Here is a 15,916-nt window from a genome sequence, read left to right as displayed (position 1 = left end):
AATGAGTGTCAATCCTCTTTCAACGCCAAAAGATTCTAGCCTGTGGCAGCCTAATCGTAGCTTAAATAAGCTAGTAGAAGCTGGAGTAAAAGCAATTTTTGCAACGTTTGCTTTTATTTCAGTAGCAACAACAATTGGTATTGTTTTAACGCTGATTTTTGAGACAGTCTCATTTTTTGAAAAAGTACCTATTTGGCGATTTTTAACGGAAACGCAATGGACACCTCTATTCGCTAATCAGCAGTTTGGAATTATGGTACTGTTAAGTGCCACGCTGCTTACTTCTGCAATTGCGATCGCAGTCGCATTACCTGTTGGCTTATTAATCGCTGTTTGTTTGAGTGAATATGCTCCTGCTGGACTTCGTAAATGGCTGAAGCCAGCTTTAGAAATTCTAGCTGGGGTTCCCACTGTTGTTTTTGGTTACTTTGCTCTACTTACAGTCACACCATTTCTGCAAACATTTATCCCTGGACTACAGGGATTCAATGCTTTGAGTGCAGGGATAGTGTTGGGAATTTCGATTATTCCACTAGTGGCTTCCTTAAGTGAAGATGCTATCTATGCAGTTCCCCAAAGTTTAAGGAATGGCTCCTACGCATTAGGCGCAACCAAGCGGGAAACAATAGTTTCAGTAGTATTACCAGCAGCTTTATCTGGGATAGTGGCTTCTTTTATATTATCTATTTCCCGTGCCATTGGTGAAACTATGATTGTGACTATTGCTGCGGGTCAAAATCCCCGCTTAGGTTTCAATCCGCTAGTACCAGTTCAAACAATGACAGCCTACATTGTCCAGGTAAGTCAAGGAGATACACCAGCGGGTTCACTAGCATACAACACAATTTTTGCGGTGGGTATGACTTTGTTTCTCATTACCCTAGCCTTAAATATTTTTAGTTACTGGTTTGTTCGTCGTTTCCGGGAGAAATATGAATGACAGCGCAAAATCCCAAAGCTTTTCAAAATTATTCTGAAGCAAATCCAAACTTTAATACCTCTCTCTCTGATCGCTACAGACTCGACAAAATTCTTGAATTTGCAGCTTGGACAGCAACTTTTTTCGGGTTGGTGATGCTAGTAATTTTGTTAATCACTGTGTTTAGAGATGGGCTTTTTCGATTAAATTGGTCTTTCATTACTAGTTATCCTTCTCGCAATCCGTCTGCTGCTGGAATACTGTCCCCTCTAGTAGGTAGTATTTGGTTACTAATTACAGTTGCTTTAGTCTCTTTTCCTTTAGGAGTAGGGGCGGGAATATATTTAGAAGAATACGCATCTGACAATTGGTTAACTCGGTTTGTAGACATTAATATTGCCAATTTAGCCGCAGTACCATCAATTATCTATGGCTTGCTAGGTTTGCAACTTTTTGTCCGGTGGATGTTTCCCATAACTAATGGACGTAGTGTACTAGCAGGTGCATTAACACTTAGTTTGTTGATTTTACCAGTTATTATTATTGCTACTCGTGAAGCACTGCGTACTGTTCCTGATAGTATCAGACAAGCAGGTTATGCGTTGGGTGCAACTAAATGGCAGGTAATCAGAATACAAGTTTTTCCCCTCGCTTTACCAGGAATTCTCACTGGCACAATTTTAGCCCTTTCACGAGCAATTGGTGAAACTGCTTCTCTAATTACAATTGGAGCTTTGACTTTCATTGCTTTTGTTCCTGAACTTTCTTTAAAAGGTTTGCAAAGTCCATTTACAGCATTACCAATTCAAATTTATAACTGGGTTTCCCGTCCTCAGCCAGAATTTCATACTAATGCTGCTGCTGCAATTATTGTTTTGATGATTTTGCTGCTACTTATGAATACAACAGCGATTGTATTACGTAATAAATTTCAGAAGGCACGCGGATAACTTAACCTACAATCAACTGTGGCACTTCGAGCAAACCTTAATTAATACTGTCGATTTGGTGAAAATTGCAGATGGTAATCAACTCAAAAATAGCTACTTCTGAATATATATTGCGAGCTGAACAATTATCTGTTTTCTATGGTAATTTCAAGGCGGTTCGTGATGTTAATCTAGATATTAGCAGAAACAAAATCACAGCTTTTATTGGCCCTTCTGGTTGTGGTAAAAGCACTGTACTACGATGCTTTAACCGCTTGAATGATTTAATTCCTGGCGCACGTATTGAGGGCAGAATTACCTTTGAAGATAAAGATATAGCTAAAATGGACTCAATAGCTCTACGCCGTCGAGTTGGTATGGTATTTCAAAAACCTAATCCTTTCCCAAAATCAATTTATGAAAATATTGCTTTTGGAGCAAGAGTAAATGGTTATCGCGGTGACATGGATGAATTAGTAGAGCGGAGTTTGCGGCAAGCTGCTTTATGGAACGAAGTTAAAGATAAACTCAAGCAAAGCGGTCTATCTCTATCTGGTGGACAGCAACAGCGCCTATGTATTGCTCGTGCTTTAGCAATTGAACCAGAAGTGTTACTGATGGATGAACCTTGCTCTGCTCTTGATCCAATTTCAACTTTGCGGGTTGAAGAATTGCTTCAAGAACTGAAGCAACAATACACCATTATTATCGTTACCCATAATATGCAGCAGGCTGCGCGAGTCTCGGACAAGACAGCGTTTTTTAATGCACAAGCCACAGAAACAGGTAGCAAAAGTGGATATTTAGTCGAATATAGTTCAACAGAGGTAATTTTCAAAAATCCTAAGCAGGAAGACACACGAGATTATGTTAGCGGCAGATTCGGTTAAAGATAGAATATTTGTTATTTTATAGTAAGGAAAAGGGGTGTATCATGTCACATTTACTATTCATAAAATTGACAAAAAAACTCTTTTTAAATTATTGAAGTTAGCATCTACATTGATTGCTTAAATTTCAATAACCATGTTACTATATTTATCTGTAGTAAACAGTTTAAGCGATCGCATCCAGATGGGCATCTAGTAGCGATCGCTTTTGTCTTTTAATTTTTATTTGAAAATAAATTTAATTTAGACTGTGTTTATTTACTATCAAATAATTTATGTAAACGGTATTAATCATGAGAACGTCTAGCTTCATTGTGCTTAAATCTAGCTTGGCGAACTACCAGCAACTTAGGTTTTTCCCCCCACTAAAATTTCTAGGACTTACGCAGTGGTCACGGTAAAATGAACCGCAAAGGACGCAAAGAACGCAAAGGAAAGAGGCTTTTAGAGGGTTTTTGCGTAAGTCCTCATTTCTTTAAAGGCAGTATTTACAGCTACTTCTTTCCAAGCATCTAGTTCTGCTTTAATAAACTCCAATGCGCCATCAATAAGATCGACTGCATCTGCTCCTAGTGCCAATCTCATTGGTGGATTATCGCTATCAACTACTTGAATCATTGCCAGTGATGCTTTCTTAGGATCACCGAGTTTATCGTGATCGGCATTCCGCAACTGCTGACGTATATCACCAATTGATGCCTTATAGTCCTCAATGTGGGTGTCAGTTACGACAACAGAACGCGTGATAAAATCTGTACGGAATGCACCAGGTTCAACTATGGTGACTTTGATACCAAAGGGTGCAACTTCATTAGCTAATGCTCCGGAAATTCCTTCTAGTGCAAGTTTGCTACTAGAATAAAATCCATTGGTAGCACTAGCTGCAAAACAAAGCATTGATGAAATATTGAGGATGTGTCCACTGCGTTGCTGTCGCATATGAGGTAGCACTGCTCGCAGCATTTCTAAGACACCAAAAAAGTTTGCTTCAAACAGATGGCGAACTGCGTCATCACTAACTTCTTCTATTGTCCCCACAGTTGAATATCCGGCATTGTTGACGAGTACATCAATGCGTCCAAAATTGGCAATTGCTTGTTTTACGGCTTCTCGCACCTGTTCAGGTTTCGTGACATCAAGTTGCACTGCTAATGCACAACCTGGATACTTTGCTACTAAATCTTCTACCTGCTGTGGGTTCCGTGCGGTGAGAACCACTCTTTCACCTCGCTCAAGCAATGTTTCTGCCAACACTCGACCCAAACCCCTTGAGCTACCAGTGATAAACCATACCCGTGCCTGAGAAACAGACGAGGCTACCATAAGGAAATCTCCATTTCTAAGAAGCTTATTGAAATTGATCAAGTACTAAATGTTACGTTCAGATTCTGCCATCTTTTGCCGGAGACTAAGCGGTCTCATGTCAGTCCAGACTTCTTTGATGTAATCTAGACATTCTTGTTTGGAACCACTTTTACCAACATTTGTCCAACCAAGGGGATTTTCGCGATCGCTTGGCCAAATGGAATACTGTTCTTCGTGATTGACTACGACTTTGTAAATGGTTGTGTCTTCTTTGTCGTCTTGGTACATAATTTTTCTCCTGTTATCGCTAAACTGCAATTCCTAAGACCAGAGCTTTCACCCTTCCACTGGTTCCAGGTATCCCTTACCTTCTAAAGTTGCTAGGTCAATATCTGCAATACTATTCAAAATTTATAAACTTAATTTTTCATTTGTTATTTGACTGAAACCTCTAAATTCTATACATATTAATATCAAAGCAATTATTCCAACTAAAAACTCTGTCAAGAATATGCCATAGTATATACCAATTAAACCTAATATTTTTGACATAAGGAGTACAAATGGCAAAAATAAAAGTAGACTCCTTAATAAAATTACTGTAACGACAATTTTACCTTTACCTATAGATTGAAAGAGGGTATTACCAAAAATTGCTAAAGGCCATATTGGTATTAATAAACTGAGAATTCTAAAATTGAATATGTCATTTTTTGTAAAAATCACATCTGGTAAAAGTAACCAAAGAAATGTTTCTGGTGATAACTGTAAAGGCAGCCAAATTAATATTAATAAAATCACACCCATTGTAGCAAAAGTTAGGTAGGCTTTCTTGAGTCGATGATAATTTTTAGCTCCATAATTTATACCGATTATTGGTTGCAAGGCTTGTGCAATTCCGTATAAGGGAATGAGGAAAAATGAAGTTAATCTGACTGTGGCTCCGAAAAAGGCAATATCGTTATTTGTTCCATAATAAGAAATTGATTGATAAACCACAAAATTTTGAACAAACCCCATGATTGGGAAAAGTAGCGATGATATTCCTACGGAAAATATTGCAGGTAGTAAATCTATTGCTATAGCTAAGTTTTTGAGATTAATCGGGGTAGAACTTTTACCAGAAAAAAAATAAGTGAAGTTGAAAATACTATAAAAAACCATCGCAATAACTGTAGCGATCGCGATTCCCGCAATATCCCAATTAAAGACAGTAATAAATATAGAATTTAAGATGATGTTAATCAGGACAAAAGTCAGTTCAAATCCGGTTGCTAGTCTGATTTTTCCTTCTGCCTTAATAATCTCGCTAGAAGATAACGCTAGGATATAAAAGATTGAACCTAGTATATAAATTTTAAAATATTCTGTGCCAGCAGCAGTAACTTCGCCACTTCCCCCCATGAATACAATTAATTCTTCGCCAAAAATATAACCAAGAATTGTGATAAAAAAGGAAACCACAATACCCATTAGCATCAAATTGCCAAATAATTTGGACTGAGTTTTAATATCTCCAGCACCAATCGCTCGACTGAGAACAGAAGCAGACCCTACTCCAATTAAAAGAGCAAATCCATCTACTATACCTGTGAGTGGTAATGCCAGTGAAATACCTGCCAGGGCATTTGTACCAATAAATTGACCTGCAAATAAAGCATCAAAAAAAGTGTTTAAGCTCAGCATCAATATTCCCAGAATACTAGGAATTGATAACTTAAACATCAGCTTAAAGATATTGCCTTGCAGGATTTCGTTTGTGACTTGAGATTGTTTTTGTAGAGTCATTTTTACTGTTTACTCAACCTTGACTAAAGCGCTAACACAATATTGCTTCACAACTTCTAACTGCATCTGTTTGGCTGAGTTGAATGCACTCATAACCTTACCACAAGCTTCTACTCTGGCTTCATAAGCACTTGACACACTACCATCAGACGCTGCGTATCCATTAGCTTTAGAAATTTGTGAGCAAAAACGACAGTCTGTGGTGAGGAGTTGAGTTTGCATGTTTATTGTGGTTATACGAAGTAGGGATGAGGAATGAACCGCAAAGACGCAAAGGACGCGAAGGAAGTTTTCGAGTAGAGAGAGTAAATAAACTTAAACATTTGGGATGCTGCGTGAATGCCGTTAATCCAATCCCAATGCTTTTCGCAGATTATCAAAATAAAATATGTCGTAAAAATACTGGTGAGGAAGCAATCTTTTATACAATGCTTTTAGCTTAAGTTGCCAAGGTGATTCTGCGACGAAATATTGTCTTTTCGGTTTGGGAGTTTCTAGGGCTTCTAAAATGACATTTGTCACTTTTTCAACTGATAAACCTGTGTTGCGATTTCCCTCTACTGCTCGTTGCATATATATTCTGTAATTTTTACCATATATAGCTTTAGCTTCGGGTGACATATTTGCTAGTGTTTTTTGATAGCCTGCCTCTACTTTGTCAGCCTGTTCTGGGGTGACTATTGCCCCTGGTAAGATAGAAAGAACTTCAATGCCGCTAGAACGTAATTCCATTCGCAATGAATCTGTGATTGCCTCCAGTGCAAATTTGGAAGCAGATAAGAGTCCTCTATAGGGTAGAGCCAATCTGCCGCAAATCGCACTAATGTTGATGATTCGGCCTTTGGCTTTGCGGATCATTGGCAAAAATGCTTGTGTGACTGCGATTTGACCGATAACATTGACTTCAAATTGCCATCTTGCATCATCTATTGCTACACATTCTAATGGGCCATCTACTGCTGCAACTGCGTTATTAATTAGTCCGATGAGTCCTTCGTCGCCAACGGCTAGTGAGACAAATTGTGAAGCGGATTGAATTTGATCTGCTTTTGTGATATCCATGATGATTGGTGTTAAATCACCAGATGCAGATTGTTTTAGCGATTCAGCATCTTTTTCTGTACGGACACCAGCGAAGACGCAGTAGCCTTTTTCGGCAAGCTTGAGTGCGGTTGCTCGACCCAGACCTGTGGATGTTCCTGTAATTACTACAGCGCCTTTCTTACTTTGAACCATATTCCTTACCTCTATGATGAATGGATATAAAAACTAACTCTAGAGCTACACTGAACCAACAACAAATGATTGTGATTGTCCTTGGTGCTGACGCCGACCATGCATGACCATCTTGACTCCACTGGCAGGGTAACAAATTAAATTTCCATACTTGGGTCGTTCTGGTCGTTTACTAACCAGTGTTAATTGATAGCGTGAAAGAATCGTTGCCAAGACAAGTTTCATTTCAAACAGAGCAAAAGTTGCCCCGATACAAACACGAGAACCGCCGCCAAAGGGAAGAAATTCATAAGGAGAGAATTGTTGTTTCAGAAAACGCTCTGGTCGAAATTGCTTAGGCTCTGGGTATAAATTTTCTTGTTGATGAGTTAAATAAATATTGCCAATTAACACTGTACCTGGACTCAACTCATAGCCCATGACCTCAACTGGTGACTCTACTAACCTGGGAAATGTAAATAATTGAGTTGGGTAAATTCTTAGAGCTTCATTACAGACAGCATCGAGGTAGGGTAGCTCAATAATGCTCATGGGATCTTTTGATTCACCAAGGCTATCGAGTTCCCGCAGCAGTCGATCGCGAACTTCCGGCAGTCGATGAATCCAGTATAATGACCAAGCGATCGCAGTAGCAGAAGCATCCTGAGCAGCAAATACGGGCGAAAGTAGCAGGTCGCGTACTTCTTCATCGCTCATAACTGTGCCTGTTTCATCACAGGCAAATATGAGATCACTGAGAATGCTTGTGCGTGAAGGATCTGCTTGTTCACGGCGTTTTTTTACTTCTGCATACAGTAAATCAAAAAGTTCTTGCCGTAGGTGCAGCATATATCCCCTTGGACTCCACCGACCTAAATCCCGTCGTCCCCAGGGAAGTTTTGTCACGAACTCATATAAAGGAGATTGGGGATATCTGACTATAGAAACGAATAAAAGTTTTATCTTATTGTAAAGCTCTCCCTCCTCTAACCCCAAAACAACTTCTATAGCCACCCGCAGAGTAATATCTTCTATGGTACGGTAGGCAACAAAAGGTTTCGCGATCGCCTGCTGATTCATGATTTTGTCTGTCAGTTCACAGATACGTCGCCCGTAGGCTTGCATCCTAGCACCGTGAAAAGCAGGCATTAATAGTTTGCGCCGATGTTTGTGGCGCAAGCCATCCAATTGAAGTATTCCTTGCTGACCTGTCATTAAAGCAAAATCTTGATTCAACGCACCCCTAGCTGAGATCTCTTTGGTATTAGAGAAAATCTGCTTTATTCCTAAAGAATTACTGACATAGACTACTGGTGTAGAATCAGACATTATCATGACAATATCACCATAGCGTCTGTAAATATTATCCATATACCCAAAGGGGTTAGCCTCGAATTGCAGATTTAGCAGCCAACTGGGGGTTTTAGGTCCTGGGGGCAGTTTCATTGGTATATCTTGAAAATGGCAATCGGGGATTAACTTAACAGCAAACTCATAATCCATCGGTGTTAATCAGTGTGCATCGGTGTTCGTTTAATTTATTCCCTGCTTATGGGCGAGCCTGCTTACGGAGGAGCTACGCTAACGCCTGTGGGGGTATAACTTGAACACGGGTGTAGTTCATGTTTAGTTGTGTACAAACTTTCACAAACGTCTTATTAGTGATTGGCAATATTAAACAAAGCATGATCAATGCAAATTCTTAGCTGTTTGGCTAATTCCTGAATATGAGGTTCAACAAACATCGAGAAATGATCCCCTGGAACTTCAATAACCTGTATAGGTTGGCGAGAATATTTACCCCAACCTAGCCAAGGATCACTAGTATTAAATTCTGCACTTTCAAAATCATGCACAATTTCCTCCTTAGCTCGAAATAAAGTCATGGAGTCAGGATAAACCTGCGGAACATAATCTCGCATCGCTTGAACATGAGATTTGAAAAGCTTGTAATAGCGGAGAAAATCCTTAATCTCTGTATCACTAAAAATGAAGTTTGCTTTTTTATTTACTAAATGAAGTTGCTCATTCAGTGGTAAACCTCGAAGTTCATCAAAACCAACAGAAAAGTCGATGTTATTGTTAGTTTTGATCGATTCAGCCATGCGGAGTAAGAATTTTGCATCGTCATCTTCTCCGGGTTTAACCCCAGTTTCCGGTAATATAGCGTCGATGACAACTAGCAAACCTACTGTTTGACCCTGCCTTTGCAATTGTTGTGCCATTTCAAAGGCAAGCACACCACCGTAACAAAAACCTCCTAAAAGATAAGGACCATGGGGTTGTACCTGACGAATTTCTTCGAGGTAGCGAGTTGCTGTCTCCTCTACTGAAATAATTTCAGGTTCGTCTTGGTCAGGGTTATCTTCCAAGGCATAAAATGGATAGTCCTCACCAAGTCTTCTGGACAAATTAAAGTAGTTACGAATACCTCCACCAGCGCCATGCATACAGAAGAAAGGAATCTTGTTACCAGAAGACTGGATTGCTACTAAGTGAGAACCGGAGTTCTCATAGAATGGCTGATTAACAATTGCAGCTAGTTTTTCAATTGTGGGATTTTCAAAAAGAGTAGACAGAGGAAGATTGTGACCAAATTGATCATAAATTTGAGCCATTAGTCGCACAGCTAAAAATGAGTGACCGCCCAAATCAAAGAAGTTATCTGTGGCTCCAATCGGACTAGTATTCAAGAGATTTTCCCAAATTTTCACCAAAGTCAATTCCGTAAAATTCCGAGGAGCAACAAAAGATGCGATCGCCTGAGATCGGATAACATCGTCTGTAGGAAGGGCTAGTTTGTCTACTTTGCCATTCGGTGTTAACGGTAGTGCATCCAAAATTACCAAGGCAGACGGAACCATATAATTGGGCAACTTTTCTTGTAAATAGTTGCTCAGTTGTGGTATCTCAATGTCTTGCTTGGTAACTACATAAGCTATGAAACGCTGATCTTTTGGATTATGATCCTGGGCGATGACAACAGACTCCCGGATAGATGGATGTTTGGCGATCGCTGCCTCAATTTCTCCTAATTCAACCCGGAAACCTCGAATTTTTACCTGGCGATCGCAACGACCAAGATACTCAAGATTGCCATCGTTGAGATAACGTACCAAGTCACCAGTTTTATAAAGTTTGCTTCCTGGGACAAAGGGGTTATCTATAAATCTTTCTTGAGTTAACTCCGGACGATGCAGATAACCTTTTGCCAATCCATCACCACCAATATAGAGTTCACCCACAACTCCTACAGGAGTTGGTTGCAAACGGCTATTCAACACATAGACTAGAGTATTGTCAATGGAACGACCAATGGGAATCGTGGTTAGTTGATCTGGTAACAAACTCAGATCACAGTAAGTAACATTGGCAGAAACTTCCGATGAGCCGTAAAGGTTGATCAGTTTTGCTTCAGGTAGCAATTCTCGGAAAGTTTTGGCTAAGTTAACAGACAACACCTCTCCACTTGTGATCCAGAGTTTGAGATGCGATAGATTCTTAGCAAGATGGCTGTAAGTATCTAATAGTAAGCGTAGCAGTGAAGGGACAAGTACAATACGCGTAACTTTATGGTGTGCCAGAGTTTCTATAAACAGTTGTGGGTCTTTGACAATTGCATCCGGGATAATTACAGTCGGAATTCCCTGGAGTAGGGGAGCAAAAATCTCCCACACTGAATCTACAAAGCTTATAGCTGTTTTCTGACAACAAACCTCCTGTTGTGTGAAAGGATAGGTTTTCCATAACCAGTACAAGCCATTCACTGTACCGCGATGAGTTCCCAGCACACCTTTAGGAGTTCCAGTAGAGCCAGAAGTGTAGATAATATAGGCGAGATGATCGCCTGAATAAATGCTAATAGGGTTCTGTTGACTCTCTTGGTTAATAATTTCCCATTCATTGTCTATATAAATGAGCCTCACTTGTTCTTGGTCAAAAGTCATTTGTCTAAAGCTATTAGCCAATGACGAATGACTAATGACCAATGACGCTTGAGAATCAGAGAGCATAAAGCTCAAGCGCTCAATTGGATAACTTGGATCAAGGGGAAGGTATGCACCGCCAGCTTTGAGGATAGCTAGAATTCCCACAACCATTTCTAGGTCACGTTCTAGACAAATGGCGACGAGCGTTTCTTTTGTGATACCTTGTTTGCGTAAATAATGAGCAAGCTGATTGACCTGCTGATTGAGTTGCTCATAGGTAAGCTGTTCTGACTGATTAATTATGGCTATGGCATTAGGCGATCGCTCAACTTGCTGCTCAAATAATTCATGGAGAGACGTATTTCGGGGATAATCTGCACTAGTTTGATTCCACCCAAATAACAATTGCTCTCGCTCTTTGGCAGTCAGTGGTGATAATTGTGAAATACGCTGCTGTTGATCGGCAACAATGCTTTCTAATAAAGCTTGAAAATGGTTGATGAATCGAGTTATCGTTGCTGAATCAAATAGGTCTGTATTGTACTCCAAAAATCCTGTCAATCCCTCTTGAGATTCACACATCGACAGAAAAATATCCAACTGTGCTGTACCGCTATCGAACTCCAGAGTACGCAAGGTTAACCCAGAAACTTCCTGCATCGACATTGGCGTATTTTGCAGGACAAACATCACTTCATATAGTGGATTCCGGCTCAAATCTCGCTCCGGTTGCAATTCCTCTACTAGCTTCTCGAAAGGTAAATCTTGATGTGTATAAGCATTGAGAGTCACCTCACGCACGCGATGGAGAAGTTCGCGGAAACTGGGATCGCCACTGAGATCATTACGCAACACCAACGTATTAACAAACAAACCCAGCATTCCTTCTAATTCCGCTCGGTTTCGGTTAGCAATGGGAGAACCAACTAAAATGTCCTCTTGGTCTGTGTAATGGTAGAGCAGTATATTAAATGCTGCCAGCAGAGTCATGAATAAAGTCACATCTTCTTGCTGACTCAATTGATTCAGTGCATCTGTCAGGGTTTTGGATAACCTAAAGTATTGTTTAGCACCAGTGAAAGTACTAACAGCAGGACGTGGACGATCTGTTGGTAACTGTAGTACGGGTAATTCACCGCTCAGTAGTTGCTTCCAGTAATTAAGTTGAGTTTGCAGCAACTCACCTTGTAAGCGATCGCGTTGCCAAACAGCAAAGTCTGCATACTGAATGGGGAGTTCGCTTAAGGGTGAAGGCTGGCCTGTAGAGAAAGCTACATAAAGTGTTGCCAATTCTTGCATAAACACACCAACAGACCATCCATCTGTAATAATGTGATGCATAGTCAAAAGGAAAACGTGTTCTTCTTCACCCAAACGCAATAAAGTTGCTCTGACAAGAGGCCCTTTAGCTAAATTAAAAGGTTTTTTTGCTTCCTGTGCCGCAAATTGTTTAATCTCTTCTTCCCAATTTGCACCAGACAAATGCTCCAGGTTGATGATGGGTAACTCCCAACTTAATTCCGATGCAATTTGCTGAACAGGCTGTTCATTTATAAGCACAAAAGTCGTACGCCAAACTTCATGACGTCTAAGAATTTCATTCAGACTTTGCTGGAGTGCCGTAATATTAAGTAGCCCTTTTAAATGAAATGCACTGGGGATATTGTAGAAAGAACTTCCGTGATAAAGCTGGTCAATAAACCATACCCTTTGTTGGCAGAAAGACAAAGGAATGTTATTAGAATTTTTACGTATAGGGATAGTATCAGCTCGAAATTTGCCTCCCTTCCATTTTTGTAGAAGGGCTTTTTTGGCAGGTGATAAATTAGAAGATTTTTTATTCATGTTAATAGTTAGTATTTATTAATAGCTATTTTGAATTTATTCGAGACATTACAAGATAGATAAAAAACGAACACCGATGCACACAGATGAACACAGATAGATATTCAAAGGGAACATTAGCGATATCAATTAATGACTATTAACCTCAACTAGTCCAAATAATCACTACCGAACTGACGCAAAATTCCTCCCTAACTCTTATCCTCTGTGCCTCTGCGGTTTTATTTTTTCATGACTCGTTATTACGTCAAAGATTTTTTCTGACAAACAAAACAAGCCATTCCAGCTTCCTCACTACCCCCAAAATCTTTAATATTGTAATGAGCTAATTCTGTAAATCCCACCTTTTCTAAAACTGATTGAACTTCCGCTAAAAAGTAATCCTTTCTTAACCAAGTTGTATCTGAACGCTTCCAAATACCTTCTACCAACTCAAAACCAGTGACTTTAATTTCCCACATCCTTTCTTCCGGTTTATAATCAAATAATTCAATAAAAGCACATTCATCATTAACATAGACATGATTGAAACTTTTTTCTTGAGCAATATCATGCAACCAATCTGTTATTGGTATCGTGAACACGAATAAACCATTATCTCGCAGCGCAGCATAAACATTTTGAAAAACAACTGTCAATTCTTCAATACTTAGAATGAAGAGTAAAACATCTTTGGAAAAAACCGCATCGAAAGTTTGTGGTAACTTAAAATCACGTATATCACCAAGGATAAATTCACTTTCAGGAGCGTTTGTTCGAGCATAGCGTAACAGCGCCTCAGAAGCATCAATTCCAGTCATTTTATATCCCCTGATCTGAAGCTGATGTACTAACTGAGCGCTACCACAACCAAGATCGAGAATACGCCCTCCCTCAGGAATATGTGGTAAAAGTATTTGCTCTAAAGCAGGAATGATAGCTTCTACTACAACTTCATCTGGACTCTTAAATTCATTTTGCAACCGGGCAATAGAATCATAATTTGGAGGATTTGTAACCAAAAGCATAAACTGAATCTCCTATTTCTCACTACAAAAGTTGATCAAAATACTCCGCGTTCCTCTGCGTTTAAAAAAACTACATTTTACACAACCCTTTACCCCAATGATGCCAATTCTTAATCAACACCCCCCTGGTTCGCCAAAAGAATTTCTACCTCTTCCTCAGATAACTCTTCAATTTTTTCCATCAAAAGCTGCTCAATCATTTCTGCCTGCTTGATAGGTATCATTGCTTGTAGTAAGAGGTCACGCAATAGTAACTCTACTGGAAATTTTGCTCGCAATCGAGAAACCAATTGAGTAGCAATCAGAGAATCTCCTCCCAACTCATAGAAATTGTCGTAAATACCAACTTGTGTAATTCCAAGAACTTCTTGCCAGATTTCGGTAATTTGTTTTTCTAACTCGTTAGTTGGAGCAATATAAGAATTACTCAGATTAGGTCGCGAATAGCGCGAGGAAGGGACTTCTTGACTAGAATATTTTGAATCTAGGTCAAGTTTAAATGTATGTTCCCATCTGGCTTTTAAATCTATCGTAGAAACAACAACTTGAGTTCCCTCTCCTATAGAGAATACCCGTTTAAATACTTCTACACTTTCAGTCTCGGTGATCGCTAATTCTACCCCAGATGTCTGTCCAAGTGTTTTTTGTTCTTGGATTGCATTCAGTTGTAACTTATCCCAATTAATGGAAATCCAAGGAAAAGAATTTGTTTGATTATGTCTTTGGGTAAAAGAATCAGTTAACTGATTAACTCCTGAGTATAAACCTAACCCAAATCCTCCCAAAATGGAAGATAAAGAAGAAATAATGATACAAAAATCTAACTTTCTATTTTGTAAAACTTGTTCTAAGACAACATACTTACGAAGTTGATAGTCAAACAGTTGTTCTAATTCTGTTTTACCAATTTCTGGTATCGAGCAAAATACATTTTCGCGCCTGATTCGAGTTGAATAAATAACCCCATGAATTTGACCAATATTCTCAGGTGAAAGGCTGTGGTACATTTGTTCAGAATTACTTGTATCTGCACGTACCACTAAAACTTTTGCACCTAATTCCTCTAATACTTGCAATTTCCTAATTTTGCCACTCACTTCATCTTCTTGAGTGTGAGTTTCCAGCCATTGTGAGTACTCATCCTTTTCTGGAAAAGTAAAATTCTCGATAAATATGAGTTTTGCTTGGAGAGTTTTTGTGAGATATTTTGCTATCACAACCCCAAGACTATCCAGTCCACCAGGAAACAGGTAAACACCATGTTTTCTCTGTGGGGTATTTTCTTCAACTGCTGATAAGTGTACTGGTTCAAATACTTGTACCCAACGGTAGTTGTGGCGATAAGCAACAACCGTATCAGATGATAAAGCCGAGAATTCACTTAGTAATTGATCTAATATATTACTATTAAAATCTCGACTATCCTTTAAAACAAAATCTATATTCCGACAGATAATATTAGGATACTCTTGAGGAATAACCTTACACAATCCTAACACCGTTGCTTTTTCTGGATCGAGAGTTTCATTACCATTAACCTCTTGGATTTGGTTGGATACAACCCAAATTTGCAAACGCTCAGTAATTTTTTGTGTATCAAGGGTTTGTATTAAAAATAGCAAACTTTTGAATTCTAAAAACTCACCTAATTTAGGAGTATCCAAGCTACTGATGCTCCATAAATAGGCAATATTTTGGGGAGTTTCATTTAGGGCAATTAGTTCTGTCAGCAGAGTATCATAATCCTCATAATTGTAGGGATTAATTGTATAAATTCCTTCACTTAGTTTGGTGAACTTTTCTCCCACCTTCACCGTAGTAACATTTTTTCCTTGTTTTTTTAATCTGTTAGCTAACTCACAACCCAATCCACATTCATCAATAAATAAAAGCCATTTCTCATCTGCTGATTTCCTACAAGATTGAGGTAGCAATGAACGTTTCCATGAAGGAATATAAAACCAGTCGGCAATATCTTTTTTTGTCTCTAATGTTACAGAGTTGCCAGTTGAAGAAGGTAGTGGCGATTTAGCATCAATCCAGTATCTTTGGCGTTCAAAGGGGTAGGTGGGTAAAGGCAAACGCTGAC

12 protein-coding genes are annotated in these 15,916 nt (G+C 39.2%); 3 read left to right on the top strand and 9 right to left on the bottom strand.

Translation table 11 applies throughout. The features are described from left to right. Position 1: 1 nt before the first annotated feature. From pstC to pstB, 3 genes are all read left to right on the top strand, one after another. Positions 2-940, top strand: coding sequence for a phosphate ABC transporter permease subunit PstC (pstC, locus tag NIES592_RS22445; RefSeq protein ID WP_062246130.1), 939 nt, complete (start codon positions 2-4; stop codon positions 938-940). Beyond that, positions 937-1,869: a phosphate ABC transporter permease PstA gene (gene pstA, locus NIES592_RS22440; RefSeq protein WP_073556952.1), complete on the top strand. Its 933-nt coding sequence runs from the start codon at positions 937-939 to the stop codon at positions 1,867-1,869. The genes pstC and pstA overlap by 4 nt, the downstream gene beginning before the upstream one ends. Before the next feature lie 71 nt (positions 1,870-1,940). Further along, a complete protein-coding gene (gene pstB, locus NIES592_RS22435; protein ID WP_062246128.1) occupies positions 1,941-2,738 on the top strand; it encodes a phosphate ABC transporter ATP-binding protein PstB in 798 nt (265 codons plus the stop codon). 444 nt (positions 2,739-3,182) lie between these two features. On the opposite strand, the gene NIES592_RS22430 is transcribed toward pstB, so the two are convergent. The 9 genes from NIES592_RS22430 to NIES592_RS22390 all read right to left on the bottom strand — a co-directional run. After that, the gene (locus NIES592_RS22430) at positions 3,183-4,061 is read right to left on the bottom strand and encodes an oxidoreductase (protein ID WP_073556951.1); all 879 of its coding nucleotides are present in this window, start codon (positions 4,059-4,061) and stop codon (positions 3,183-3,185) included. Between the two features lie 45 nt (positions 4,062-4,106). Next, positions 4,107-4,331 (bottom strand): MbtH family protein, encoded by a 225-nt coding sequence (locus tag NIES592_RS22425; protein WP_073556950.1) that lies wholly within the window; start codon positions 4,329-4,331, stop codon positions 4,107-4,109. 123 nt (positions 4,332-4,454) lie between these two features. Next, entirely contained in the window at positions 4,455-5,831 is a 1,377-nt protein-coding gene (locus NIES592_RS22420) for an MATE family efflux transporter (protein ID WP_073556949.1), read from the bottom strand. A 9-nt stretch (positions 5,832-5,840) separates the two neighbouring features. Then, complete coding sequence (locus NIES592_RS22415) at positions 5,841-6,053, bottom strand: hypothetical protein (protein ID WP_073556948.1); 213 nt, start codon at positions 6,051-6,053, stop codon at positions 5,841-5,843. Between the two features lie 123 nt (positions 6,054-6,176). Further along, positions 6,177-7,067, bottom strand: a complete 891-nt coding sequence (locus tag NIES592_RS22410; protein ID WP_073556947.1) for an SDR family NAD(P)-dependent oxidoreductase — start codon at positions 7,065-7,067, stop codon at positions 6,177-6,179. Between the two features lie 45 nt (positions 7,068-7,112). Next, the gene (locus NIES592_RS22405; RefSeq protein ID WP_073556974.1) at positions 7,113-8,492 is read right to left on the bottom strand and encodes a cytochrome P450; all 1,380 of its coding nucleotides are present in this window, start codon (positions 8,490-8,492) and stop codon (positions 7,113-7,115) included. 212 nt (positions 8,493-8,704) lie between these two features. After that, positions 8,705-12,820, bottom strand: coding sequence for a non-ribosomal peptide synthetase (locus NIES592_RS22400; protein WP_073556946.1), 4,116 nt, complete (start codon positions 12,818-12,820; stop codon positions 8,705-8,707). Positions 12,821-13,062: 242 nt separating this feature from the next. Continuing rightward, the gene (locus NIES592_RS22395) at positions 13,063-13,827 is read right to left on the bottom strand and encodes a class I SAM-dependent methyltransferase (RefSeq protein ID WP_062246117.1); all 765 of its coding nucleotides are present in this window, start codon (positions 13,825-13,827) and stop codon (positions 13,063-13,065) included. A 110-nt stretch (positions 13,828-13,937) separates the two neighbouring features. Then, the coding region (locus NIES592_RS22390) for a KR prefix domain-containing protein (protein ID WP_143168397.1) at positions 13,938-15,916 on the bottom strand (1,979 nt) is incomplete at its 5' end.

Origin of the sequence: Fischerella major NIES-592 (assembly GCF_001904645.1) — a bacterium.
Taxonomy (GTDB): domain Bacteria; phylum Cyanobacteriota; class Cyanobacteriia; order Cyanobacteriales; family Nostocaceae; genus Fischerella; species Fischerella thermalis.
The sequence above is the reverse complement of the archived record's forward strand: the minus strand, read 5'-3'. Positions and strand labels throughout refer to the sequence as shown.

Bases quoted from the DNA above. Each gene is read 5' to 3' on its own strand.
- NIES592_RS22405 (WP_073556974.1), bottom strand. From the start codon at position 8,492: ATGAAACTGCCCCCAGGACCTAAAACCCCCAGTTGGCTGCTAAATCTG.
- pstA (WP_073556952.1), top strand. From the start codon at position 937: ATGACAGCGCAAAATCCCAAAGCTTTTCAAAATTATTCTGAAGCAAAT.
- pstB (WP_062246128.1), top strand. From the start codon at position 1,941: ATGGTAATCAACTCAAAAATAGCTACTTCTGAATATATATTGCGAGCT.
- NIES592_RS22400 (WP_073556946.1), bottom strand. From the start codon at position 12,820: ATGAATAAAAAATCTTCTAATTTATCACCTGCCAAAAAAGCCCTTCTA.
- NIES592_RS22430 (WP_073556951.1), bottom strand. From the start codon at position 4,061: ATGGTAGCCTCGTCTGTTTCTCAGGCACGGGTATGGTTTATCACTGGT.
- NIES592_RS22415 (WP_073556948.1), bottom strand. From the start codon at position 6,053: ATGCAAACTCAACTCCTCACCACAGACTGTCGTTTTTGCTCACAAATT.
- NIES592_RS22425 (WP_073556950.1), bottom strand. From the start codon at position 4,331: ATGTACCAAGACGACAAAGAAGACACAACCATTTACAAAGTCGTAGTC.
- NIES592_RS22395 (WP_062246117.1), bottom strand. From the start codon at position 13,827: ATGCTTTTGGTTACAAATCCTCCAAATTATGATTCTATTGCCCGGTTG.
- pstC (WP_062246130.1), top strand. From the start codon at position 2: ATGAGTGTCAATCCTCTTTCAACGCCAAAAGATTCTAGCCTGTGGCAG.
- NIES592_RS22420 (WP_073556949.1), bottom strand. From the start codon at position 5,831: ATGACTCTACAAAAACAATCTCAAGTCACAAACGAAATCCTGCAAGGC.
- NIES592_RS22410 (WP_073556947.1), bottom strand. From the start codon at position 7,067: ATGGTTCAAAGTAAGAAAGGCGCTGTAGTAATTACAGGAACATCCACA.